We start from the raw sequence: 25,237 nt of genomic DNA on the forward strand, positions 1-25,237 counted from the left end.
CATATCTACCTCATTAAACGCACTCCCTTATATAAAAATCATTGACTGTGATTTTTAAAGATATAAAGTGTTTTCTTTCCGTTTGTTTTCTCAGACAACAGATGTAAATTCAACGTAGCAGCTTTGCTTAGTAATTCTTGATCCTTAACGCTAGCCTCTATAACAAAGTACTTAAACCGAGCACGCTCAACCTCTCCTTCTAAAACTTGATTCACATCAGGCATTTCCGGATAGCCTCGCCCTGCATAATAAGCAATACGTGAGTCCTCATAATAAATCGTGTCCTCTACATTTGTATGCTCCATAATCCATTCTGCTGCTTCTAAGTAATGTGTTTTCTTCACACTAGTAGATATGACATTAGCAAACATAAATAATATAGAAACAATAACAAAGGCTTTAGTTAATTTTGGAAACCCCTTATTTAATTCATATAATGTTATTGACATCATAGGGACAGCAAGCCAGACAAACATCGAGGAATATCTAGAGTTAATAAAACCAACCTGAATGAAAAAAGTCAGCAAAACAATAAAATAAAAAAACATCGATATTGAATTTATTTTATAGTTACTTGCACTAACTAAAAACGAACGCCGCCCTGCACCACTTAATAAAAACAAAGAAAACACACCTGCATACTCTAAAAGTCGAATTATAAGAGTAAACAAAAAACCAAAAAACAAAATCATTCCAGCATCAGAGTATGACCACTTTAAAAGTGACGCCTTTGCAAACTGATCGGACTTTAATAAAAGAGTTTGATACACTTTATATGGATTAACAAGATTAAAATAATAATCAATCCTTTCTTGTGACAGCCCCCCTTTAATTAATATATAAACAATACCAATAAAAGCAATTAAAGAAAAAATATAAGTTACTGAAAAAACATTAAGAAACCTATCCTTAATTGAAATAACTCTTCCATCCACTAGCAAGTAAACAAAAACAGCTGGAATTATAAAAACCGCCTCTAATCTAAAAAGAGCTGCTGCCAATATAAATAGCTGAATAGCGAACCCTCTTATAAAGCCAATATGTATACTAGTGGATACTGCCCAAACCGTTAGAAGTACAAAGAACCAAAACCCTGTATCTCTTATTATACTTTCTCTAAATCCATTAAAAACAGGAATCGATAAAACCAACAAAACTGCCCAATATGCAGCCTCTGGCGTTTTATTTTTCACCGTCGCCACAACACAAGAGCAAGCCCCAGCCATAAAAAGCACTGAAAGAACCATAGCAATTAACTCATGATCTAGGCTTGTTAAACTATGTATCAAAGAAATTAGTATGCTATACCATGGCCAGTTAAACCTCTCAAAAGCAATGTGCAAACCATCCCTAGACACAGACTGCGCAATGTCAATATAAAAAGCACCATCTTTACCAATAGTAACAAATCCTAAAAATGCAATTAAAGATAAGATGACACTTCCTAAAAAAGCTAGGCGAACCGGCTCTTTAAAGTACTTTAAACCTTGTTCTACAACTGTATTCATAACTTAAGCCTTCACCTAAAAATCAATCTAATAGCTTTTTTAGTATACGACCACTTAAATAGTACTTTAAAATCTGTACGTATAGCGAGCCTATACATCTCCTTTGCTTCATCATTCATTTCTGCTGTATAAAAACCACGAAATAATGAAAGTGCTCGTTGTGCAATAAATGCCTTTCTTAAAGTATAAAAACTCCCTGGTAGTCTATTAGTATCGAATATTTCATCAACCAACTCCAAACCAACATCTCTGTCATAACTAACATTATGGCGCAAACTTGATTCATGCTTATGTATGCGTGCTAGAGAGTGTTGAAGAATACTACACTCATAATTACCCAACGCTTGTGCAAAAACAGGCAAATCTTCGGCATTACGAAAATGTTCTGGATACTCACCTTTAGAAAATAGCTCTCGGTGCATCACCGTTGCACCGTTTGCCAATGATATAGACTTATCTATCAAGTAACCTTTAACTCGTGCTATAGGCTCACGAGGTAAAACATTAGGTATAGATAACTTGATTTTTTTCTCACCCGGCCAAACTGATGTATAGCCCCCTATTATCATTTTTGAAGATGGGTATTGTTTTATATGCTCCTCAATATAGCGTAAAGCGTTATCATCAAGTTCATCATCAGCATCAAGGAAAATTAAATAATCAGCACGTGCTTCGACTATACCGCGATTACGCACAGAAGCTGATCCGCCATTTTCCTTTTGAATCACACGAAACTCTTGTTCGTTTTTTTGCAACTCTGCTAATACTTCTTGTGTGTTATCTGTCGATCCATCATCAATCACTATCAGTTCGTGCTTTTGATTTAATTGCCGTAAAACAGAACAAACAGCCCGCGGTAAATACTTCGCATAGTTATACGCTGGAATAATAATACTGATTAACGGCGCACTAGACATTGTTATCCTTACCATCCTTAGTTACCAAAATATCTTCCATAATCAGATACTGCAAATCTGATCCAAAAAACATATCCAACGCATCTTTTGGTGAGCAGACCATCGCTTCACCGCGGCGGTTGAGGGAGGTATTCAAGGAGACGCCATTACCGGTGAGTTTTTCCAGCTCCACCATCAGGTCATACCAACGCGGGTGATGCTGACGTTCTAACACTTGAGCTCGGGACGTACCATCCTCGTGAACCACTTCAGGCACACGCTCTTTCCACTCATCACTTACTTCAAAAGTAAAGGTCATAAATGGAGATGGGTGATCGACCTTAAGCATTTTAGGGGCGACTGTATCCAGCATAGATGGACAAAAAGGGCGCCAGCGCTCACGGAACTTAATCTGCTCGTTAATACGGTCAGCAACATTAGGTACACTTGGACAACCGATAATCGAACGACCGCCTAGCGCACGCGGGCCAAACTCCATTCGCCCTTGGAACCATGCCACAGGATTACCATCCACCATAATCTTGGCAATTCGCTCGGGCACATTGTCGATTTTTTCCCATTTAGGCTGATCTGGGTGCTTCGCACAAGCGGCAATGATTTCTTCATTGGTGTACTCAGGACCGAGATAAACATGTTCCATTTTTTCTACAGGTACGCCCTTGCGTTGCGAAATCAACGCTGCAGCACCCACTGCTGTACCGGCATCACCCGCTGCTGGCTGCACAAATAACTCTTTAATCTCATCGCGCTCAATGATTTTCTGATTGAGCTTAACGTTGAGTGCACTACCGCCAGCAAAAGCCAAACGACCGGTTTCTTTGATGATGTCACCTAGATAGTAGTCCATCATCTCTAGTGCTAGCTTTTCAAACAGTGCTTGCACACTAGCAGCGTAATGAATGTAAGGGTCGTCTGCTATATCACCTTCACGCTTAGGCCCTAACCACTCGATCAGCTTAGGCGTAAAATAATAGCCCTTACCTTTCTCTTTATAACGACGCAAACCCACCACGTTGGCATATTCGGTGTTAATGACTAACTCACCATCTTCAAATTTAGCCAAGCGTGATAAGTCGTATAAGTCGGGGTTACCATAAGGTGCCATCCCCATCACTTTGAACTCACCATCAAGCATTTCAAAGCCTAAGAACTCTGTCATAGCACCATAAAGGCCACCTAAGGAATCTGGATCATAAAATTCTTTGATTTTATAAATCTTGCCCTTTTCACCATAACCAAAAAAAGTAGTGGCATATTCACCCTTGCCATCAATCCCCATAATGGCTGTTTTTTCTTCAAAACCTGAGCACAGATAGGCACTGGCGGCATGTGCAAGGTGATGTTCTACAGGTTCAATTTTAATCTTCTTTAAATCAAAACCGAGCTGTTCTAAGCACCATTGAATTTTTTTGTAATAACGATGAAAACGACGATTACCAGCAAAAATTGCATCTAACGAACGCTCTGGGGCATACCAGTAACGCTTGGCATAATGCCAACGAGCTTTCTCTAGAATACTTATAGGTGCAAACGGAATAGCTACCACATCGACATCATCAGGTGTGATGCCTGCCTGCTCTAAGCAAAACTTAGCAGACTCATAGGGCATGCGATTTTTCGCATGCTTGTCGCGCACTAAACGCTCTTCCTCAACAGCAGCAACTAATTTTCCATCAATATATAAGGCTGCCGATGGGTCGTGGTTAAGTGCACCAGACAGGCCTAGAACAGTTAATGACATGGATCTTTCGCCTCTTAATCTTTAAGGCAGCTGCTATTGAGGCAGCTGCGGTAAACGCTGATCTAACAATTGATACAATGGGCTATCTTGCGGCCAATTGCGTAATAAGCGAGCACGATCTTTAATATATGCTCGAGCAAAACTGCGCATGCTACGGTGTTGCTGCATGGCATCTAAATCAATTAAATAACAACGTTGCTGATGCCATAAAATATTATGGCCCTTTAAATCACCGTGACTGATTTTTTCACGAATAAGCGCCTCAAATAAGGTGACTAACGCAGCAACTTCAGCCTCAGGTACTTCTTCGCTATTTTGATATTCAGTCAAGCGGTCAATTATATCTTGCTCGCCACAATATTCACTAACCAACCAAGCGCGTCCGCGCAACCCCATCCATCTTTTTTCAATCACTGCTAATGGTTGTGGCGTGGCAATGCCAACAATCTTTAAACGATGCCCCTCAATCCAGCTATGCCATGCTCTACTCGGGCGCCAAAAGCGCTTAAGCCAATGTGTAAAATTTTTAATATTGTAACGCTTAATTACTAAACCACGCTGACCCAGTTGAATACGCGCTACAGTTGCAGCCCCGCCAGTTTTATAAATATGCCCGCTCTCAATAGCGCCATCTAAATTATCGAGCACTGGTTCCAGCTCAGTTTGCGCTCCCCGCCAAACAGCTCGCAAGCCAAACATCCCTGAAGTAACGCTAAACAAACTGCATTCACGGCCCGCTTTATTTAAATAATCCTTCACTCGCCACTGCCGCACCTTAAGTATCTGTTGTTGCAACACTTCGAGCCGAAGTGCGTACTCGCTATTGACCAACAAATAATGAACCAATAACGCTTCAAGGTGAGCATCAAATGCACTGGGTAATTGAGCAAAAAATACTGCCAAATTAGCGATAACTTTTTCTTTGGACAAAGGCTGTCCCGCTTGTTCACACTCAACGCCACCGGCATCAATGACATACAGCAGCCCTTCTTTTAATAAAAGGTTGTCTAAGTGCAAATCACTCTGCCATAGCCCCCGTTGATGCATGCTGGCTATAACCTGTAAAGCCTGACCGAGCACTGAATTTTGTGTTGAGCTTAAAGGCACCTGCATACAACACTTCGCCCACATATCAGCCAAGCTTTGTGCCTCTGTAATAAACTCAAACAATACATATGCACTACCATCAGTGTGCTGCTGTGCATCAAGAATGCTTGCACTAGCTATGCCCTGCTCAAGCAATAACTGTGCACCAATAACTTCTTTTTGCTGGTGTCGAACACCCTTATGGCCCACAAAAAGCTTCGCTAAGACACTGCGCCCTTGCCATTGTGCTTTACCGACATAGCGCTGCTCAGGTAAAACTCTAAGCCACTGCTCAATCACTAATGACTGACCATTTTCCAACTCCAAATTGAGCGGCAGTTGCGGTGCTCGCCCCTTCAATGCACTCAACTTCATGCGCGGCTTTCCTTATGTTTACGGCGAGCCTCTAACCGTTCCATCCAATAAGGAATCTCATCACATTTATCAAGATAGTTTTGTAAAAAAAGCTGCGTTTGCTCACGCCCCCACACAACTTGAGAACGGCGGAATAAAGGTTCTAAATCTTTAATACGATCACGTCGCCCTAGCAAAATAGGCCGCGTTTTTTCCAAATCAATCAATTGCGCGGTAAAACCAGTGGCCTGCTTTTGTAAAAAAATATGCTTAGGATAAAAACAACCATGTACTTGCTTGGCTTCGTGCAAGGTTTTGGCCAACTTCGCGCATGCTTGCACAATGCCTTGCTGTTGCTCATTCGAGAGTTCTTGCCACTGCGTCTGCCAATGCGCTAAGTCATGCCAACCTTCTAATGCATGGGTTATTAAGATTGCACGCTGCTCGCCATTAACTTTGCGCTGAGCAAAATAAGCAGCATTCAGTGCAGGAATACCTAGTTTTTGATAACGCTGAATATTGCGCATTTCACGCGCAAATGTGGGCTCACCAAAAGGCTTGTGCAGGGTGCGAGTTAAATAGTTGGCTTGGCGCTTAATATAAAATATTCGTTCACCTAGTGTTAACTTAGCAACACTGCTCCAACCATTGCCCCGCGCATTGGCCTCATCAACAGCGTCAAGCTGTAAGTTCCACAGTGCAGTAAAACTATCCAATTGATGTTGCGCCAATAGCGAGGCGATGGTTGGATCGATAAAATCTTTCATTCACGCCCCTCAAAAAAACGTACTATTTTGGCAATCTTTTTTTTATCTTGGGCGTTGAGTCGTACCCGCTGGCAATATTGCAAATAAAAGCGCAAACGTTGAGTGTTACTCAGATGGTATTTAGCAACTTTATCCAAACACGCTAAGTCTTTAATAATGCGATACTGCAGCATTGGTCCCCACCAAAAAGTACCAGCGGGACAGTCAATTAAATATACTTTAGCTTGATCATCAACCAATAAGTTACGCCACTTTAAATCATTATGGGTGAAGTTATGTTGGTGTAAGATGCGCGTTGCTCGAGCAGCTTGTTCGCTCACACCTTTCACCCAAGCATCGTCGCGTAACAATGGACTCTCTTGCTGTGCCAAATGGGCTAAGTCATGAGTGCGTGGTATTTCCCGCGTTATCATGGCACCTCGCACAAAAGCCCCTGCTTTACGCTCTAAACCTTGCGCAATCACTTCTGCAGTTGGTATGCCCCACTTAGCAAAACGCTTCAAATTTTGCCATTCAGCCTTAATCCTTGGGCGTGGATCATAACGACGCAAACCTTTGCCAGCGCTGCGGTAACGTTTGACGTAATAATCCACACCCTGACGGTTCACACGAATCACTTCAGATATCGGATCATAGGTAATGCGCTCACCTTCAAGGGCAAATACTCGGTCCAAGCTGCCAAAATCTGCTTGCAACTCCTGATAATCTGCCGCTAAACGCCAGCCCGACATTACAACGCATCTCCATAACGCTCTTTACGTGCATACAGCCTTGCTGCTTTAGTTTCTAGTTTTGCTAATAAAGCGCTCTCACCTTGCAAAATATCACGCAAAGGCTGCTGAAAGTACTCACGTAAGAAACGCAACTTATCACGCTCAGTTAAACCAATATCCAAGGCAGAAAAATATAAGGCCGCTAAGTCTTTATTGCGCCAGCGTTTAGGGGTTTGTCGGCGCGTTTGTGCTCGATGTAGGTCAATCACAGAAAGTCGAAAAGACTCCGGAGTAATATCTTGGTTAGTGTGCAAAAGAAAATGGCAAATGTAGCAATCGCGATGGTTCACACCCGATCGATGCATACCTCCGACCATCTGTGCCACCCGCTGAATTAAAGCCCATTTCAAAGAAGGTTGAGGGGGCTTCTCACACCAATGCATGCAATAGTCTTCAAGGCTCACTGTTGGTGCAAGCTCTTCTGTAATAATAAATGAGTGCTGCTGTGCTGGATTGCAGCCCCGTACACCAAAGGCAACGGCTGTCATTGTATCTATCTGGTGACGCTGCAAATGTTCAATTGCTTTCAGCTCTTGCTCAGCACCTAAAACTGGTGCCTTGGCTGTGAGCCAGTTTTTAAAGATTTCCGCCCAACCCACACCACGGTGAATTTTGACAAAATAACCACGCCCATCAACCTCAGTACGCAAAGTACGTCGTGCTTCAAGTTCTCGGTAGACTTCGCCTTGCAGCTGTTCCACAGCCACAAATGGATCTTGCCCTACCCACAAACTGGCAAAGGGCTCGTCTAACTTAAGTTTCATGCTGACTCCGCTAAAATAATATCGGCTGCACGCTGCGGCATCGAATACAAATCGGCCGTTTTAGCGTAATGCAGTGCGTTTTCTGACCAGCGCGTACGTAAATCGGAGTCCGCTAAAATATCACTTAAGGCCTGATCCAGCTTTTCTTGCTGAAATGGACTCTTTAATACCTGCCCACACTCTGCATCGGCAATATAATGTGCATAACCACAAACATCCGTTACAAGCACCGGCAAACCAGCAACCAATGCTTCAAGTAAAACGGTCCCAGTATTTTCATTATACGCTGGGTGAATCAGTAGATCTGCGCCCAATAGAAAACGCGGTATATCATCACGGCCGCTTAAAATCTTGATGTGCTTCGATACCCCTAATGCAGCAGCCTGAACATTAAAAGCTTTAGGGTTATCTTGCCCAATAACGATCAGCTGTGTCTTTTCACGCTGATGTTTTGGTAAGTTGGCTAAAGCCTTTAAAGTGCGATCTAAACCTTTAGTTTTAAAGCCTGAGCCGACTTGCAAGACTAAATGATGGTCATCTGCAAGGCTAAACTCTGTACGAAACTGCTTCCTAATTTCATCAGCATTACTGGGCGCTCGTCGATCTCTAGCAATCCCCGGCGGTAACAAGTGAAAACGTTCAATAGGCGTATTGTAATGCTGTATAAACAGTGGTTGCTGCACTTGTGAAATCATTAAAATCTGCGTTGATGATTCTGGAGAAAAGACAGCGCGCTCATACGCCGAAAAATGCTGATAACGACGACTATAGCGATAAAGTGGGTTACGCAAAGTTTGCGCTTTATCCTCATAACACCCATCTGCAGCGTAATACACATCAAGGCCTGGCATTTTATTAAAGCCTATCACCCGATCCACAGGAGCCTGCTGCATATCCTGCTGTAGCCACTGATAGAATTTTTCATTGCGACGATGATTCGACCAAGCTTTTACAGGGCCAATACGCACATCAAAACCATCGGGTACATCACCTTCCCAAATTAAAGTGTAAACGCGTATCTGATGCCCGCGCTGCTGACATTCTAAAGCAATGCGCATAAAGTCACGTTGCAAGCCACCAAAAGGAAAGTATTTATAGAGAATAAAAGCCAATTGCATCAGTTGGCTTCCTTAACTGGCGGTGTCTCTGCCACAGTACTGTTTGTACACCTATCCACTTTCAATAGTGGGTGTAAGGCCGCAAGTACCTGTTCTGCACCCAAGTTTTCAAAACAATCTAAATGCCGATCACCTAAACCTGCATTCGGCCCTGTCGCACACAGATGCACCTGTCCTTGCCCATACGCACCAATACGCCCAGGCAAAGTCGGCCCATATAAAGACACACAAGGTATATCTAATGCAGCTGCTAAATGTCCAAGTCCTGTATCTACTGCTACACAAGCTTGCGCACCTACAATTTGCGCTGCAACACCAGTGAGATTGAGCTTAGGTAACACCCGAACATGAGATAGACCAGCGGCAATAGCCTCTGCTCGCGCTTTTTCCGTATCATTACCCCAAGGAATACGAACGGCTATATTTTGCCCTGATAACTTTTCGGCTAAAGCACGCCACTGTTCTTGTGGCCAATGTTTACTAGGCCATGTTGTACCATGCAAGAAAAGTAAATAAGGCGCTTGTGGGCCATCTAGCGCTAAACTTTCACGGTTTAAGCTGTACTGCCCTATACCCTTTGGTAAGTTATAACCAATGGCTTGGGCAAAAAGCTGGCGGGTACGCTCAACGGCATGCTGATCTCTTTCTACGCTAATCTGCCGATCATAAAAATAACTCGCGATCGGTTCTCGCGCACTTTGACGGCTCAACCCGACCACCGGTACATTTTTAAACCCACGCGTGAGCCAAGCACTTTTTAATAAGCCCTGAGCATCCAACACAAGGTCATACTGACGTTGGTGAATGCGCTTTTTAAAATCATCCCACTCACCATTACGCCATGTTTTGAATAAATTTTTGCGCCAGCGACGAATCGCTACAGGAATCACTTGATCCACAGCAGGGTGCCAGTGTGGTATCTCTGCAAAACCTTCCTCCACTACCCAATCAAAACGAATACTGGGGTAAGCCCGTATCGCATCAGTCAGCGCAGGTAAGGTATGAATCACATCTCCCAATGAAGATGTTTTAATTAATAGGACTCGCACTAGTTTTCAGACTCTTGCAGGGAAATTGGAGTGCCAATCAGGTCATTCAAGGCATCAATGACTATCTGAGGTTCTAATAAACGTAAACAATCATAATGGCCAAAACGACAGGTGCGATCAAAACAAGGACTGCAATCAATACCTGTGCGCACTACAGCGACTTTATCGGCCAACGGCGGCGTAAACTCTGGCGAAGTCGATCCATAAACAGCAACCAAAGGTAAGTTCAAAGCCGCCGCTACGTGCATCAGGCCCGAGTCATTGGAAACCACAGCACTGGCGCAGGACATTAAATCAATGGCTTGTGCCAATGATGTTTCACCAGCAAGGTTATACACTTCCTCTCGTAAACCAAGGATTAAACGCTCACGAATATCCTCTCCACTAGGATGATCGTTTTTAGAGCCAAAAATCCACACTTGCCAGCCTTGACGAATTTTTTCTTCAGCGACCTGAGCATAATGAGTAGCTGGCCAACGCTTAGCATCACCAAACTCAGCTCCAGGGCATAAAACCAATACCGGCCGATCTCCCACTTGTAAATCAAAGCTAGCCAACGCTTTATCACGCTCGGCATCATCGATGACGAGATGCGGACGCGGATACGGCTTTGATAACTCTGTTTTAAGCGGATATGCCAACGCCATAAAACGTTCAATCATTAACGGGTAACGCTGCTTATCTAAAACACGTAAATCATTGAGCAAACCATAACGCATTTCTCCTTTCCAACCAGTGCGTACGGGGATTCCTGCAAAAAATGGAGTCAACGCTGATTTAAGTGAATTGGGCAGTAAAATTGCCTGATCATACAGACCTTTAAGTTGCTTACCGATTTTACGACGTGCAGATATATCCAGAACCCCGTGGCCAAGCGGAAAACTCAGCGCTTGGTGCACTTCAGGCATACGTTCTAAGATAGGCCGACTCCAATCCGGCGCTAACACATCAATGTTGCAATTTGGGTGTTGTTGCTTCAGACATATAAAAAGTGTCTGCGCCATCACCATGTCGCCGACCCAACTCGGGCCAATAATCAATATATTCATAGTGCAGAGTTTCAAGCATCTAGGCAGGCGCGGCAAGTACCGACCTCAAAAAGCCAGCCCTTGCCCAATATTTACTCTTTGCGCACACGAAACCATGTGGCATAGAGTGCCGGTAAAAATAACAAAGTTAGTACCGTAGCGACAATTAAGCCCCCCATAATTGCCACGGCCATAGGCCCAAAAAAAACACTACGGGACAACGGGATCATGGCCAACACGGCCGCTAAGGCAGTTAATATAATCGGTCTAAAACGGCGTACCGTTGCATCAATCACAGACTGCCAAGGCGTATGACCGAGTGCAATATCTGTCTCAATTTGATCCACCAATATAACCGAGTTACGCATAATCATACCTGATAATGCGATCGTACCGAGCATTGCAACAAAACCAAAGGGCTGATTAAACAGTAATAAGAATAAAGTAACCCCGATTAATCCCAGCGGTGCAGTCAAAAACACCAACACTGAACGGGAAAAACTGCGCAATTGAATCATCAACAAGGACAATACCACTAAGAGGAATAATGGTATCCCCGCCATTACAGAACGTTGTCCCCGATCCGAGTCTTCCACCGTACCGCCTACTTCCAGTAAGTAACCATCCGGCAAAATATCACGTATATGCTGCAAGTTCGGTAAGATTTCCTGCACCACATCGACGGCCTGACGCTTACCATAAATATCTGCGCGCACTGTCACCGTTGGTAAACGATCACGATGCCAAATCACACCCTCCTCAAAGCCATACTCTAAGTTGGCCACTTGAGAAAGCGACACACTGCTACCGTACTCCGTAGGAATCGCTAAGCTACCAAGGCTCGCTAAGTCTTCTCGTTCTTCTAAAGTCCCGCGCTGTAATATTTCAATCAGCTCATTACCTTCACGGAACTGTCCCACACTGGCTCCAGATAAAGCACCCTGTAAAAAATCAGACACACCTAAGGTACTAACCCCCATTGCTCGTGCACGATCCTGATCAATTTTCAAATGCACAACTTTACTGGGTTCCTCCCAATCTAAATGCACATTACTGACATGACTGTTCTCACGTACGACTTGAGCAACTTGGCGTGCCAAATGGCGCACCTGAGCAATATGTTCACCACTGATACGAAATTGCACGGGGTAACCCACTGGCGGACCATTTTCTAAACGGGTAATACGTGCACGCAATTCAGGAAATTGCTCCTGCATGGTTTCAATGAGCCAACTGCGCACTTCTTCACGCTGCTCAAGGTCTTCAGTAATCATGACAATTTGCGCAAAACTGGTAGCGGGCAATTGCTGATCCAACGGTAAATAGAATCGTGGTGACCCTGATCCCACATAGGCAACATAATTTTCAATACCTGCCCGATCAGCCAATAAAGCTTCCAGTTTTTCCACCTGCGTTTGCGTGGCTTTGAGTGAAGCACCTTCTGCCAGCTTAATATCCAACAACAGCTCAAGCCGGTTGGAGTCAGCAAAAAACTGTTTAGGTACAAATCGGAATGTGAAAATAGAGCCTGCAAACAGCAGTAAAGTCACCACGATCACCACAGCTCGGTGACTGACACTCCAAGTGATCACGGCACGTATTCGCTGATACAGCGGAGTAGCATAAGGATCGTGTTTACCTTCTTCACTGCCATGCTTTGCTGCTTTCAAGCGTGCTAGATCGGGCAGTAATTTATCGCCCAAATAAGGTACAAAAATAACGGCAGCAACCCATGAGACAATCAAGGCGATACCGACTACTTGGAAAATTGAACGGGTGTACTCACCGACACTCGATTCTGCAGTAGCAATGGGTAAAAAACCCGCAGCAGTAATTAAAGTCCCAGTTAACATAGGAAATGCTGTACTGGTCCAAGCGAAACTAGCTGCTTTAAAACGATCCATGCCCTGTTCCATTTTAATAGCCATCATTTCCACTGCAATAATGGCATCATCGACCATTAGACCTAACGCCAGCACTAACGCACCCAAAGAAATCTTATGCAAGCCAATGCCAAAGTAGTGCATGAGAGCAAAAGTCATCGCAAGCACTAACGGAATTGACAGCGCTACCACTAAACCTGTCCTAAAACCGAGCGAGAAAAAGCACACCAAAAGAACAATAGCCAAAGCTTCAACCAGCACCTGAACAAACTCACCCACACTGGTTTTAACCGCTGCAGGTTGATCTGACACTTTGCGCAATGTCATCCCTAAGGGTAAAATTTCCTGTAATCGTGCAAATTCTGCCTCAAGAGCTTGACCCAATACTAAAATGTCACCGCCATCGCGCATTGCCACAGCAATGGCTAAGGCATCCTCCCCCATAAAACGTACACGCGGCGCAGCAGGATCATTAAAGCCACGGCGTACTTCAGCAATATCCCCTAAACGAAACGTATGTTCACCAATACGCAGTGGAAACATTCGGATCTCTTGGACGCTTGCAAAACGACCGCTGACCCGTAACTGCACTCGATCACTCGCTGTTTCAATAAAGCCCGTAGCTGATACACTATTTTGTTCAGCTAAGGCTTGCTGTACAGCTTTCAATGGCAAACCCAAACTAGCTAAACGTGTATTGGATAGCTCAACCCAAATTTTCTCATCTTGCAGTCCAAAAATTTCAACTTTGCCCACATCCTGCACGCGCTGTAACTGCAACTGCACACGATCGGCATAATCCTTTAAAACAGCATAATTAAAGCCTTTCCCTGTCAGCGCATAGATATTTCCAAAAGTGGTACCAAACTCATCATTAAAAAATGGCCCCTGCACCTCAGGCGGTAAAGTATGGCGAATATCGCTGATTTTTTTACGGATCTGATACCAAAGTTCGGGCACTTTACTCGCATGCAAAGAATCACGAGCCACAAAAGTCACCTGTGACTCCCCAGGACGAGAAAAAGATATTACTTTCTCGTACTCCCCTGTTTCCATCAGCTTTTTTTCGATCCGCTCAGTCACTTGCTGAGCCACTTCTTCAGCGGTAGCACCTGGCCAAACCGTATGGATGACCATTGCTTTAAAAGTAAAAGGTGGATCTTCACTTTGCCCTAAGGAGCTGTAAGACATACTGCCAATAATAGCCAGTAACACCATACAAAAAAGAACCAGGGGTCGGTTGTTCAGCGCCCAAGCCGATAAATTAAAACGCATCAGCATTACTCCTGAACACTGAGTTGAATGGACTGGTTATTACGATCAACAGGGCGCACTTCAAGCCCCTCATGCAATACATGTACACCAGCCATCACGACCCATTCATGCCCCTCAAGCCCTTGCAGCACAGATACACTGTCTTGCCCAAAAGCAGCAACCTTGACCGGCCGCCGTTGTAGCTTTGAGGTATTTGGATCAACCACCCAAAGATAAGCCTCCCTATCCTCAGCGGTCACAGCTGATAACGGCACCGCAAAAGGACTAGCAACATCGGTATGGATATACACCTTAGCGCTCTGCCCTAGTTCTGCGGCCACAGTCGCTGTACGAAACGCTACACGGGCAGCATAAGTGCGTGAACGAGGGTCAGCCGAGGGAGCAATTTCACGAATCTCACCATCAAAACGCTGATCAGGCTGTGACCAGATAGCAACCTCTACTGGCTGCCCTACGCTAAAGGAGTCAATACTGTGTTCAGGTAAATGAATAGCCACCTCGCGCTCGCCATCAACGGCCAATACAAAAACTCTTTGTCCTGCTGCCACCACTTGCCCAGCATCGACCTTTACCTGAGCAATCACACCATAATAAGGTGCACGTAATTGTGTGTATTCAGCTTGATTCTGAGCTGCCGCAAGTTCTGCCCGGGCTTGGCGCAAACGAGCTAAACCGTTTTTATATTGGTTCTCAGCGTTATCATAGTGTGAATGGCTCAACATCTGCCGATCCAAAAGCTTTTTATAACGATCACGCTCAGCGCGCACCAATTCTAAATTTGCTTGCGCAGCCGACACTTGTGCCTGCATCGCATCAAGATGCAGACGCACATCTTCAGGGTCCAACTTTGCCAGTACCTGATCAGTACTGACTTGCTCACCCACATCCACCAAACGCTCAATCACTTTACCGCCCAACCGAAAAGCCAACTCAGGCTCTAGCCGTGCACGCACCTCTCCAGGAAAAGCCACAGTTTCCGCAACCGCAGTTGTCGGTTGAACCACCATCACAGGCCGTACACTATGTACCGCAGGCTCTTCATTACTGCACCCAATCAGCACAGTCAGTGACAACAAAGCAACAATAGAAATAAAACGATAAGACATGATGAGTTTGACCTTGCCAACAGCGACTGGAATACAGAACAGATGAAGTATAGTAAAATACTGTACTCACAAGTTCACTATTTATCTCTATGACTGAAAAATTAGCCAAGCCTAGCCCCGGCCGACCCAAAAACCTCACTAAACGTGCAGCTATACTTAAGGCGGCACAGGTATTGTTTTTACGTTTAGGTTATGAAGGTTGCAGCATGGATGCCATCGCCCAAGAAGCGGGCGTATCCAAGCTTACGGTATACAACCATTTCACCGACAAAGAAAAACTCTTTTGTGCTGCTATTAAAGCGCAATGTGACACACAACTGGCCGAGTTTTTTGTCACCCCTACTGTTCATCCTCCTTTGCACCTACGCCCAACTTTGCTTGCCCTTGCTCACAGTTTTCAAAGATTAGTGAACAGTCCTGAGTCCATAGCTTTACACCGCCTCATTATTAGCCACGCCACCACCAACCCAGAGCTCTCTCATCTTTTTTATGAGATTACTGCGTTGCGAATTACCCATAAAATGGAAGAACTACTGAGGTCCATTGACCGCACCAAGCAATTACACATTCCACATCCTCGACAAGCTGCAGAGCATTTTTTTGCCTTACTTAAAGGCGCACGTCATTTACAGTTGCTCATTGGCTACCCAAGCCAAAGCCCTAGCGAGGCACAAACTCATGTCGAGCATGTTGTGGATTTATTCATACGCGCCTACCAACCTAATCCCCATCAAGAAATATAAGCGCTACATATAATTATCCTCTGAGAAGCAAAGGACGAGGGTTCTATTTTAACTACAACCCCTTACAATGGATCACTTTAGCTTTATACAAACTGGGTACATCACATGTCTGACCACGCTTTACTGCTCGCGAATCTAGGTTCACCGCGCTCCACATCGGTTACTGATGTACGCAATTATCTGAACCAGTTTTTAATGGATCCTTATGTCATTGACATTCCATGGCCCTTACGTCGTTTACTTGTGAGCTTGATTTTGATCAGTCGCCCGGCCAAATCAGCCGAAGCTTATGCCTCAATTTGGTGGCCAGAAGGCTCACCACTGATTGTTATCAGTGAACAACTCACAGACGCAGTACGTCCATTATGGCCCCACGGTCCTGTCAGTCTTGCTATGCGTTATGGCGAACCTTCAATCAGTACGCGCTTACTTGAACTAGCCAAGCAAGGGGTTAAAACAGTAACGTTCGCGCCACTTTATCCACAGTTCGCTGACAGCACGACAACAACGGCTATTCAAGAAGCTGAACAATGCATTAAAAAGCATAATTTGCCACTTAAACTCAATATTGTGCCGCCTTTTTATGCAGACCCAGCCTATATTCAAGCCCTTGCTAAAAGCGCAGCAGCCGAACTCGAACAAGGCTTTGACCACCTACTTTTAAGTTTCCATGGTTTGCCTGAAAGTCATTTAAAAAAACTCGATCCAACGGGTTCACACTGTTTAAGCGATAAATCCTGCTGTGAAACTGCACCTTCAGCTGTCCTAGATAGCTGCTACCGCGCTCAATGCATTCGTAGCGCTAAACTGTTTGCCAAAGCAGCAGGCTTACGTTCCGAACAATGGTCTGTGGCATTTCAATCTCGCTTAGGGCGTAATAAGTGGATCGAACCTTATACCGATGCCACATTAAAAGAACTTGCACAAAAAGGCGTAAAAAAACTTTTAGTGATGTCACCTGCATTTGTTGCAGACTGCATTGAAACGCTCGAAGAACTGGGCATTGAAGGACGCAAAGAGTTTATTCAAGCTGGCGGTCAAGAGCTGGTTTTAATTCCATGCTTAAATGCAGAAGAATACTGGGCTCAAGCCTTGACTGAGATTTGTGAAAAAACATCAAAATAGCTGTTAAAACAACAGGTTAGAGCTTATTCAAAAATAACTGTCATGCCCCTTAGGCTAAATAGTCAATTACTGCGCCTTTTTGGCTCTTCCCGCTTTGCCTTTGCAGCGGTATCCTAGGCGCTTCATTTTTATTGAGTAGGTATTTTTCAAGCCCTTGAACACATCAACTGATACGTATCGTTTTACTCTGGATTCTTTCGAAGCTGCACGCTATGCCAACTTGTGTGGTCAGTATGATGAGCACTTACGCTTAATCGAACAACGCTTAGACATTACTATCCGTAATCGCGCTGAGCAGTTTGAATTGCTCGGTTCTCGCGACAAGACACGCACGGCAGAACAGCTGATCCGTCGTTTATACCGTGAAACCAAACACACAGATTTAACACCTGATCTCGTGCACCTCTTTTTGCAAGAGTCGAGCATGAAAGAGTTATCCGAGCCCTCTGCCAAGCAGAATAATCTTATTAGCTTACGCACCCGCAAAGGCTCGATCCGTCCACGCGGAGAAAACCAGCAAGGCTATGTAAAGTCGATTTTATCCCACGATATCAATTTTGGTATTGGCCCAGCAGGTACAGGTAAAACTTTTCTAGCAGTGGCCTGCGCTGTTGACGCTTTAGAGCGTGAATTAGTACAACGCATCCTATTGGTGCGCCCTGCGGTCGAAGCTGGAGAAAAGTTGGGGTTTCTGCCCGGTGATCTGTCTCAAAAAATCGATCCTTACCTACGCCCACTCTATGATGCCTTGTATGAAATGTTGGGATTTGAACACGTCACTCGACTGATCGAAAAGCAAGTGATTGAAGTGGCACCTTTAGCCTATATGCGTGGCCGTACCTTAAGTAATAGCTTCATTATTCTTGATGAAAGCCAAAACACCACTATAGAACAAATGAAAATGTTCTTAACTCGCATTGGTTTTGGCTCAACTGCGGTTATTACCGGTGACATCACTCAGGTTGACTTACCGCGCGGTACGGCTTCTGGCCTGATTCATGTCACTAAAGTCTTAAAGGATGTACCCGGTATTGGCTTTACCTTTTTCAAATCCAGTGATGTAGTACGTCATCCACTGGTGCAGCGCATTGTTGAGGCTTATGCCAGCCATGATGCTGCTAAAAAATTGACACACATAGAGAACCACAACCTTGATTGAGCTCGATCTACAAGTAGCCAGCTCCGCCAGTAACTTGCCTAGCCATGCTGATTTTTTAGCTTGGTGCACTTTAGCATTACGGCAACGCACAGCACCTTCTGAACTCACTATTCGACTAGTCGATGCTGAAGAAGGCTTGGAGCTGAACGCCACTTGGCGCGGCAAAGACTACCCAACCAACGTGTTGTCTTTTCCAGCAGACATTCCTGAAGGCCTGTTAGACATTCCATTATTAGGTGACTTAGTCATTTGTGTACCAGTAGTTGAACAAGAAGCAGCAGAGCAAGGAAAAACCCTGCCTGCTCACTGGGCACACCTCGTCATCCACGGTTGCTTGCATTTATTAGGCTATGACCATATAGATGATGAAGAAGCTGAAGAAATGGAAAGCCTGGAAAGCCAACTGCTGGCTGAAATCGGTCACCCTGACCCTTATCGCGATAATCAATATACGGATCCAATACCATCATGAGTGAAGATAGTTCTAGCAACGGGCATAAGTCTTGGCTAGATAAATTAACCCAAGCTTTTGCCCAAGAACCCAAAACTCGTCAAGACTTATTCGAGCTGCTGCGTGAAGCTAATCGCAACAAACTACTCGATAATGATGCCCTCGCTATTGTTGAAGGTGCTATTCAAATTGCCGATCTGCAAGTACGCGATATTATGATCCCGCGCTCGCAAATGATCAGCATCAAAGCCTGCCAAACACCAGAAGAGTTTCTACCAGCCATTATTGATGCTGCACATTCTCGTTACCCAGTAGTTGGGGAAAACAATGATGAAGTATTAGGCATCCTACTGGCTAAAGATTTACTGCCTTTAATCAGTAAAAAAGATGAAGGAACCTTTGATTTACGTACCTTGCTGCGCCCTTGCAACTTTGTGCCTGAATCAAAACGTTTAAATGTTTTGCTTAAAGAGTTCCGTGCCAACCACAATCATATGGCTGTTGTAATTGATGAGTATGGTGGTGTTGCTGGCCTAGTGACCATTGAAGACGTATTAGAACAAATCGTCGGTGATATCGAAGATGAGCATGATGTCGAGGAAGACAGTTATATTCGTACCTTACCCACCGGGGATTATATTGTTAAAGCTCTCACTCCTGTAGACGACTTTAACGACTTTTTTAACAGTGGTTTCTCTGAAGATGAATTCGATACCATTGGCGGTGTAGTCATGAGTGCTTTTGGTCATTTACCTAAGCGCAATGAAACCATTGAAATTGATCAAATACGTTTCCGTGTACTTAACTCTGACAGTCGGCGTTTACATTTATTGCGTATCACCCCACTCAATAAAAAGTCTAAACATAGCGACTAAGCTGAGCAATGTCCCAACCGTCGTCTGAATGAACTTAGGAATATACCTCATGCAATGGCTGATACAACGCGGTTGGTTAGGCAATGTTCTCGCTCTCACCGTTGGTGCCTTAATCACTTTAGCTTTAGCGCCCTTTAATTTTTGGGCGCTCGCCCTTATTGCTTGTTCCGTTTTATATCTGAGCTTAAGCCAGTTGAGTCCTAGCCAAGCAGCACTACGCGGTTGGGCGTTTGGTCTCGGTATGTTTACCAGTGGTACCAGCTGGGTCTATGTCAGTATCCATGATTACGGGGCAGCCCCCCCTTTTTTAGCAGGTTTTTTGACGGCAGTTTTCGTAGCGGGTTTATCACTCTTTCTAGCTCTTTTCGGATGGCTCTGGGCACGTTTTATTCGACAACAGCAACATACTCTTAGCAATGCTTGGGCTTTTGCTGCTTTATGGGTGACCATTGAAGCTTTTCGAGGTTGGTTTCTAACTGGCTTTCCATGGCTTTATTTAGGTTATAGTCAGTTAGATGGTCCTTTATCAGGTTTAGCACCATTAGGTGGCGTCTGGCTCATCTCTTTTGCTTTAGTATTAACTAGTGTGCTACTCGTCACTCTACTGCTCAATAAGCAAAGACTGTCACGCTGTACTGCCGTGATTAGCATACTTGCGCTTTGGGGGCTAGGTTTCACACTGCAAGCAAAAAACTGGACAGAAACTGCTGGAGAACCGCTTACAGTAACGGCAATTCAAGGCAACATTGAGCAAAATTTAAAGTGGGATCCTGCGCAAATTGAAGCCCAACTGGCCCTCTATCAAACGCTGACACTCAATGCAGCCGCAAGCGACTTAATTATTTGGCCAGAAACTGCAGTGCCTATTTTAAAAGACCAAGCACAAGGCTATCTCAATAGCATGGAGCGTATTATAAACCGACAAAATTCCGCTCTCATTACCGGCTTACCCCTGCGCCAATATGACTCGTACGGTGACCTACGCTATTACAATGCAATTACCACCCTTGGCGATAGCAATGGTGAATATCTAAAACAAAAATTGGTACCTTTTGGTGAATATGTGCCATTACAAGAGATGTTACGTGGCTTAATTGCGTTCTTTGATCTACCAATGTCAGACTTTGCTCGCGGCCCTAGCAAGCAAGCGCCCCTCGATGCTAAAGGCTATAAAATCGCCCCTTATATTTGCTATGAAGTGGTCTACCCAGAATTTGCTACTGAGCTGGCCGCACAAAGCGATATTTTATTAACCATCAGTAATGACACTTGGTTCGGCACGTCGATCGGCCCTTGGCAACATTTACAAATGGCGCAAATGCGTGCTTTAGAAGCAGGCCGTTGGATGATTCGCTCAACAAATAACGGCATCAGCGCACTGATTGACCCAAAAGGCCAAATCAATGCAACCATCCCTCAATTTGAACAATCTATTCTGCGCGGCTCTGTAGTACCTATGCAAGGCTTAACCCCTTACCTGCGTTGGCAGTCTTGGCCTCTGATTCTACTGAGCGCTCTATGTTTAGTGCTGGCATTTGTACAGCGCAAGCTTCAAGCTGACGCCTGAAACCAAGTTGACAAGTGACGCGCAGTAAAACCTAAAAACACTGCCCGTAAAGCCATGAAGAATAAAAAGGCAATCCATAAGCCATGGTTGCCTAGCCCCTGTAACAACCAAGCTACGGGTGCACATACAAGCACTGCCAACAACATTGAGTTACGCATTTCTCGTGCTCGCGTTGCACCAATAAATAAACCATCCATCACATAGCTCCAAACTGTAATTAACGGCAACAGAGCTAGGTAGATCAGATAGTTTTCAGCTGTTGCTTGTACGCTTGGAATATTGGTTTGCAAAGCAATAAAAAGGTCGCCAAACAACCAAAACAACACCGCAAAAACCAGCCCAGCCAACAGAGAGTATAGACTCACTAACGACAACGCACGGCGTAAAGCGCGGCGATCTTGCTGACCCAAAGCATGCCCAGTTAATGCTTCAAGCGCATGGGCTAAGCCATCCAAAGCATAAGAACACAACAGCAAGCCATTAAGCAGCAAAGCATTCGCGGCGACAGTGCTATCTCCTAGACGTGCACCTTGGAAGGTCACAGTAAAAAATACACCTTGCAATGCCAAGCTACGAATTAAAATATCACGATTAACCGAAAGCAGTGGGCGCCAATTACTCCACATAAGGATATGTTGCCAGAAGTTTAATAATGGTCCTTTATCCACATACCGCCAAGCCAAGAACAACCCCAATAAAGCACCTGACCATTCAGCAAGCACCGATGCCCGAGCAGCTCCTGCCACCTCCCAATGCAAACCAAATACAAAATAAATATCTAAAACGATATTGACTGAGTTTGCTGTCAGTAACATCCATAAAGCCGCTCGGGCATTTTGAATACCTAATAGCCAACCCGCTAAAACATGCATCATTAAAGCAGCAGGTAAACCATAGAGGCGGATAAGCACATACTCTTGCGCCAAAACCTGCAAATCCCCAGACGTATCCATCCATACTAAAACTTGCGGCATAAACGCTAAAGCTAAGGCAACACAAATCAACGTCAGAACTAGCACCAACCCAAGGCTTTGCAGCAAAATATAACGCAATGCTTGTAGATCATTACGCCCAGCAGCTTGAGCTGCAAATCCTGTGCTGCCCATCCGTAAAAAGCCACACGTCCATACCAACATGGTATAGATGCTACCCCCTACAGCTACTGCGCCCAACTGATACGCGTGTGGCAAGCGCCCCACTACGGCGCTGTCAACCAATGCCACTAGCGGCACAGATAAATTGCTTAGAATCATCGGAATAGCAAGCGCAAATAAACGCTGTCGTGTACCAGTATGACGCCAAGCATCAAGCAATATCGCGATAAAACGCTGCATCAATCAAACCTCCACTATCAGCGCGAAGCGATCAATATAAAGCCTGATATAAACGTCGACGATAAAGAGTAACCAATGGATTATCAGTGCCAAGCAAATCAAAAACTTGTAGCAATGTATTGTGTGCTGCACCATCAGCAAAGCCACGGTTACGAATAAAAAGTCGCAATAAGTTATCCAAAGCCGGCTCATAGTTTTGTCGTGCTAATTGTTGGATGCTCAAGTGCAAGAGCGCCTCATCATCGTGAGGTTCTTTTGCCAACCGCGTTTTTAAATCCGCCATATCGGGCAGTTCCGCTGCTTGACGCAAAAAAGTAAGTTGCGCGCGCACTGAAGCTACAGCATGCTTTTGCTCTTCATCAACTACAGAATTAATGACCGTTTCAGCATCTGCTAACGCACCTCGTTCTACCAAACAACGGGCGTAGAGCACTAAAGCTGCAGATTGTTGATCATCACCTGTCAAAAGCGCATGAAGAAAAGCTTCCGCTTTAGCAAATTCCCCATTATCAAATAAGTTTTGCGCAGTAACTAAAGGTGCTTCTTTAGTATCAACTGGCTCGGTTACATACTTAGCGAGTAATTCACGAATATTCGACTCAGACTGAGCCCCAGTAAAACCATCAACCGGCTTACCATCTTGAAATAACACAACCGTAGGTAAGCTTTTCACACCTAATCGAGCAACAATCTCTTGCTCTTGGTCACAATCTACTTTTGCCAGTAGCATCTCTCCAGCATAACTGTCCGTGATTTTTTCTAGCACAGGCATTAACACCTTACAAGGTGCGCACCATTGCGCCCAAAAATCTACCAAAACAGGCTTATGAAAAGAGTTTTGAACAACCAGCTGATCAAACTGCTCAGCACCGACTACATCAAATACAAAAGCATTATCAGTCACATTATGTCCTTTCTAAAACTAGTAATTTAAAAGCAAGTTAAGTACGAACGGCACGATAGACCTTAAAACCATCACGTTCAGCCAACACTGTACAAGAACCTAAATGTTGTTCTATCAGGGGCGGATACTTTAAAAAACTGTTAGCCACAATGCGTAGCTCACCACCAGGCTGCAGATGCAAAGCTGCTTCACGTAACATGGTTTCTGTAGTCTCGTACTGTGTATGTACACCCTGATGAAATGGGGGGTTACTAATAATCCCAGCCAGCTGTTTAGGGGCTGCATGAATCCCATCACCCACAACAGACGTTGCTTTTAAACCGTTAGCAGCCAACGTCAACTCTGTGCTATGAATCGCAAATGCATCCACATCTAACATCGAAAGCTCAAACTGTGGATAACATTTCAATAAAAAAGAACCAACGACACCGGCACCGCAACCAAAATCTAAATAATGCCCGTGTGGCAGATCATCTAAACACTCTAATAACAACCGAGTACCTAAATCTAAACGCCCATGACTAAAAACCCCTGGCACAGTATGTATCTGTAACTGGTGACCTGCCGCCTCAACAGTAAAAGGTTTACTCAAAGCATTTAACTCAGGAATTACGGGCTTATCTGTTACTTGGCAACGCCAAAGTTGGCAATGTCGCGCACTATCAACTTTACTGATACGACCAAATGCTGCCATTTGTTTTGCTGCACGCTCCACTCCTGCACGTTTTTCACCAACTAAAAAAATGACACCAGAAGCCACTTTAGCTGCTAATTCTTGTAATAAATACTCAGTTAATTCACGTGACTTTGGCAGAAATAAAATACCTGCGCTGTAATCAACAGATGAGAGTGTTGTTGAAAAAGTACAGCGCTGATCAAAACGCTGATTTAATAGTGTATGTTCACCTGCGTGCCAACTCCAACCTTGAGCTTCAGGTAACTCACCAAGTAACGCATCAGCAGGCAAGCCTGCCAATACAACATTACCTTTAAATAATTCGATGTTACGCAATAACACCTGACTTCTTGGATCCATAATTTTGCACCTAAAAATATAGCTGCATTTTAACAGCAAAACCTAAAAATTAGGCGCTAAAACCGAGAATACAATTGCAAGCAATGAATGCAGGGAAGCTCTTAATAGAACAGCAATATAAACCGCACACAATCTTTTCACTGTAGTCCAGATTTAACAGTTAATTACTATACTTTTGTCGCCCTGACAGCAGGTCATTGCAGGCTAGAATACAAATTAAGTACTGCACTGTAGCGTGATTCGAACAGGGCCTGCGTGAAGGTGAGCTAGGAAGGTGAGTCATCAGACACGGTTAAAAGACCAAGGATGGTTGCACGCAAGAGCCCTTAAGGACACTGATGTTTTGAGCGTTATGGCTAAGGAAGGCTGTCTTGGCGCCCTCAGGATGAGAATGCCACTCAAGCGTTGAGTTACCCCTCCGAATGTACATATCAGAACGTGGCGCTGCTCGGGCTGGATGTTACAGTGCAGTACTGACTTCTATCTGCTTCTAATTGTTCGTCCTTTATTTTGCACACGGCTGACTCAGACTGCATTGTCCTGCAGTTGCTGTTTTTTCTGGGCATAAAAAAACCCCAGTTCATTTCTGAACTGGGGTTTTGCTGTATAAGCTTGACGATGACCTACTCTCACATGGGGAAACCCCACACTACCATCGGCGATACATCGTTTCA

Annotated in this window: 21 protein-coding genes; 6 read left to right on the forward strand and 15 right to left on the reverse strand. The window is 44.5% G+C overall.

What is annotated here, in order from left to right; all coding sequences use genetic code 11:
* Nucleotides 1–38: 38 nt before the first annotated feature.
* The 12 genes from TOI97_RS11410 to TOI97_RS11465 all read right to left on the reverse strand — a co-directional run bounded on the left by TOI97_RS11410 (nt 39) and on the right by TOI97_RS11465 (nt 15,369).
* A complete protein-coding gene (locus TOI97_RS11410; protein WP_321554255.1) occupies nt 39–1,508 on the reverse strand; it encodes a glycosyltransferase family protein in 1,470 nt (489 codons plus the stop codon).
* A gap of 11 nt (nt 1,509–1,519) precedes the next feature.
* Nucleotides 1,520–2,425, reverse strand: coding sequence for a glycosyltransferase family 2 protein (locus tag TOI97_RS11415; RefSeq protein ID WP_321554256.1), 906 nt, complete (start codon nt 2,423–2,425; stop codon nt 1,520–1,522).
* Nucleotides 2,418–4,166 (reverse strand): carbamoyltransferase family protein, encoded by a 1,749-nt coding sequence (locus TOI97_RS11420; protein WP_321554257.1) that lies wholly within the window; start codon nt 4,164–4,166, stop codon nt 2,418–2,420. Before TOI97_RS11420 ends, TOI97_RS11415 begins: the two co-directional genes overlap by 8 nt.
* 33 nt (nt 4,167–4,199) lie before the next feature.
* Nucleotides 4,200–5,627, reverse strand: a complete 1,428-nt coding sequence (locus tag TOI97_RS11425) for a lipopolysaccharide kinase InaA family protein (RefSeq protein WP_321554258.1) — start codon at nt 5,625–5,627, stop codon at nt 4,200–4,202.
* Nucleotides 5,624–6,373, reverse strand: coding sequence for a lipopolysaccharide kinase InaA family protein (locus TOI97_RS11430; RefSeq protein ID WP_321554259.1), 750 nt, complete (start codon nt 6,371–6,373; stop codon nt 5,624–5,626). Before TOI97_RS11430 ends, TOI97_RS11425 begins: the two co-directional genes overlap by 4 nt.
* Nucleotides 6,370–7,104: a lipopolysaccharide kinase InaA family protein gene (locus TOI97_RS11435; RefSeq protein ID WP_321554260.1), complete on the reverse strand. Its 735-nt coding sequence runs from the start codon at nt 7,102–7,104 to the stop codon at nt 6,370–6,372. Before TOI97_RS11435 ends, TOI97_RS11430 begins: the two co-directional genes overlap by 4 nt.
* Entirely contained in the window at nt 7,104–7,910 is an 807-nt protein-coding gene (gene rfaP, locus TOI97_RS11440; RefSeq protein WP_321554261.1) for a lipopolysaccharide core heptose(I) kinase RfaP, read from the reverse strand. The genes TOI97_RS11435 and rfaP overlap by 1 nt, the downstream gene beginning before the upstream one ends.
* Nucleotides 7,907–9,028, reverse strand: a complete 1,122-nt coding sequence (locus tag TOI97_RS11445) for a glycosyltransferase family 4 protein (RefSeq protein ID WP_321554262.1) — start codon at nt 9,026–9,028, stop codon at nt 7,907–7,909. The genes rfaP and TOI97_RS11445 overlap by 4 nt, the downstream gene beginning before the upstream one ends.
* Nucleotides 9,028–10,077 carry a lipopolysaccharide heptosyltransferase I gene (gene waaC, locus TOI97_RS11450; RefSeq protein WP_321554263.1) on the reverse strand — a complete coding sequence of 350 codons (1,050 nt, stop codon included), beginning with the start codon at nt 10,075–10,077 and terminating at the stop codon, nt 9,028–9,030. The genes TOI97_RS11445 and waaC overlap by 1 nt, the downstream gene beginning before the upstream one ends.
* The gene (gene waaF / locus TOI97_RS11455; protein WP_321554264.1) at nt 10,077–11,126 is read right to left on the reverse strand and encodes a lipopolysaccharide heptosyltransferase II; all 1,050 of its coding nucleotides are present in this window, start codon (nt 11,124–11,126) and stop codon (nt 10,077–10,079) included. Before waaF ends, waaC begins: the two co-directional genes overlap by 1 nt.
* Nucleotides 11,127–11,197: 71 nt before the next feature.
* Entirely contained in the window at nt 11,198–14,263 is a 3,066-nt protein-coding gene (locus tag TOI97_RS11460; protein ID WP_321554265.1) for an efflux RND transporter permease subunit, read from the reverse strand.
* Between the two features lie 5 nt (nt 14,264–14,268).
* Nucleotides 14,269–15,369, reverse strand: coding sequence for an efflux RND transporter periplasmic adaptor subunit (locus TOI97_RS11465; protein ID WP_321554266.1), 1,101 nt, complete (start codon nt 15,367–15,369; stop codon nt 14,269–14,271).
* A gap of 89 nt (nt 15,370–15,458) precedes the next feature.
* Between TOI97_RS11465 and TOI97_RS11470 the strand changes: the two genes are divergently transcribed.
* The 6 genes from TOI97_RS11470 (at nt 15,459) to lnt (ending at nt 21,289) form a co-directional block, all read left to right on the forward strand.
* Nucleotides 15,459–16,112: a TetR/AcrR family transcriptional regulator gene (locus TOI97_RS11470; protein WP_321554267.1), complete on the forward strand. Its 654-nt coding sequence runs from the start codon at nt 15,459–15,461 to the stop codon at nt 16,110–16,112.
* A 105-nt stretch (nt 16,113–16,217) separates the two neighbouring features.
* The gene (hemH, locus tag TOI97_RS11475) at nt 16,218–17,237 is read left to right on the forward strand and encodes a ferrochelatase (protein ID WP_321554268.1); all 1,020 of its coding nucleotides are present in this window, start codon (nt 16,218–16,220) and stop codon (nt 17,235–17,237) included.
* Between the two features lie 154 nt (nt 17,238–17,391).
* Nucleotides 17,392–18,396 (forward strand): PhoH family protein, encoded by a 1,005-nt coding sequence (locus TOI97_RS11480; protein ID WP_321554269.1) that lies wholly within the window; start codon nt 17,392–17,394, stop codon nt 18,394–18,396.
* On the forward strand, nt 18,389–18,868 hold the full coding sequence (gene ybeY / locus TOI97_RS11485; RefSeq protein ID WP_321554270.1) for an rRNA maturation RNase YbeY: 480 nt from the start codon (nt 18,389–18,391) through the stop codon (nt 18,866–18,868). The genes TOI97_RS11480 and ybeY overlap by 8 nt, the downstream gene beginning before the upstream one ends.
* On the forward strand, nt 18,865–19,722 hold the full coding sequence (locus TOI97_RS11490) for an HlyC/CorC family transporter (protein WP_321554271.1): 858 nt from the start codon (nt 18,865–18,867) through the stop codon (nt 19,720–19,722). The genes ybeY and TOI97_RS11490 overlap by 4 nt, the downstream gene beginning before the upstream one ends.
* A gap of 49 nt (nt 19,723–19,771) precedes the next feature.
* Nucleotides 19,772–21,289, forward strand: coding sequence for an apolipoprotein N-acyltransferase (gene lnt / locus TOI97_RS11495; protein WP_321554272.1), 1,518 nt, complete (start codon nt 19,772–19,774; stop codon nt 21,287–21,289).
* On the opposite strand, the gene TOI97_RS11500 is transcribed toward lnt, so the two are convergent.
* Genes TOI97_RS11500 through TOI97_RS11510 form a run of 3 tightly spaced genes read right to left on the reverse strand, consistent with a single transcriptional unit; the run spans nt 21,274 to nt 24,563 of the window.
* Nucleotides 21,274–22,611, reverse strand: a complete 1,338-nt coding sequence (locus tag TOI97_RS11500) for an MATE family efflux transporter (protein ID WP_321554277.1) — start codon at nt 22,609–22,611, stop codon at nt 21,274–21,276. The genes lnt and TOI97_RS11500 overlap by 16 nt on opposite strands.
* A 43-nt stretch (nt 22,612–22,654) precedes the next feature.
* A complete protein-coding gene (gene trxA, locus TOI97_RS11505) occupies nt 22,655–23,527 on the reverse strand; it encodes a thioredoxin (protein ID WP_321554273.1) in 873 nt (290 codons plus the stop codon).
* A 37-nt stretch (nt 23,528–23,564) separates the two neighbouring features.
* A complete protein-coding gene (locus tag TOI97_RS11510; RefSeq protein WP_321554274.1) occupies nt 23,565–24,563 on the reverse strand; it encodes a class I SAM-dependent methyltransferase in 999 nt (332 codons plus the stop codon).
* Between the last annotated feature and the right edge of the window lie 674 nt (nt 24,564–25,237).

This window comes from Denitrificimonas halotolerans (assembly GCF_034259425.1).
Lineage (GTDB): Bacteria > Pseudomonadota > Gammaproteobacteria > Pseudomonadales > Pseudomonadaceae > Denitrificimonas > Denitrificimonas halotolerans.

Bases quoted from the DNA above. Each gene is read 5' to 3' on its own strand.
- TOI97_RS11470 (WP_321554267.1), top strand. From the start codon at position 15,459: ATGACTGAAAAATTAGCCAAGCCTAGCCCCGGCCGACCCAAAAACCTC.
- TOI97_RS11415 (WP_321554256.1), bottom strand. From the start codon at position 2,425: ATGTCTAGTGCGCCGTTAATCAGTATTATTATTCCAGCGTATAACTAT.
- rfaP (WP_321554261.1), bottom strand. From the start codon at position 7,910: ATGAAACTTAAGTTAGACGAGCCCTTTGCCAGTTTGTGGGTAGGGCAA.
- TOI97_RS11425 (WP_321554258.1), bottom strand. From the start codon at position 5,627: ATGAAGTTGAGTGCATTGAAGGGGCGAGCACCGCAACTGCCGCTCAAT.
- TOI97_RS11435 (WP_321554260.1), bottom strand. From the start codon at position 7,104: ATGTCGGGCTGGCGTTTAGCGGCAGATTATCAGGAGTTGCAAGCAGAT.
- TOI97_RS11465 (WP_321554266.1), bottom strand. From the start codon at position 15,369: ATGTCTTATCGTTTTATTTCTATTGTTGCTTTGTTGTCACTGACTGTG.
- TOI97_RS11430 (WP_321554259.1), bottom strand. From the start codon at position 6,373: ATGAAAGATTTTATCGATCCAACCATCGCCTCGCTATTGGCGCAACAT.
- TOI97_RS11510 (WP_321554274.1), bottom strand. From the start codon at position 24,563: ATGGATCCAAGAAGTCAGGTGTTATTGCGTAACATCGAATTATTTAAA.
- TOI97_RS11460 (WP_321554265.1), bottom strand. From the start codon at position 14,263: ATGCGTTTTAATTTATCGGCTTGGGCGCTGAACAACCGACCCCTGGTT.
- waaF (WP_321554264.1), bottom strand. From the start codon at position 11,126: ATGAATATATTGATTATTGGCCCGAGTTGGGTCGGCGACATGGTGATG.
- TOI97_RS11445 (WP_321554262.1), bottom strand. From the start codon at position 9,028: ATGCAATTGGCTTTTATTCTCTATAAATACTTTCCTTTTGGTGGCTTG.
- TOI97_RS11410 (WP_321554255.1), bottom strand. From the start codon at position 1,508: ATGAATACAGTTGTAGAACAAGGTTTAAAGTACTTTAAAGAGCCGGTT.
- lnt (WP_321554272.1), top strand. From the start codon at position 19,772: ATGCAATGGCTGATACAACGCGGTTGGTTAGGCAATGTTCTCGCTCTC.
- hemH (WP_321554268.1), top strand. From the start codon at position 16,218: ATGTCTGACCACGCTTTACTGCTCGCGAATCTAGGTTCACCGCGCTCC.
- TOI97_RS11420 (WP_321554257.1), bottom strand. From the start codon at position 4,166: ATGTCATTAACTGTTCTAGGCCTGTCTGGTGCACTTAACCACGACCCA.
- TOI97_RS11490 (WP_321554271.1), top strand. From the start codon at position 18,865: ATGAGTGAAGATAGTTCTAGCAACGGGCATAAGTCTTGGCTAGATAAA.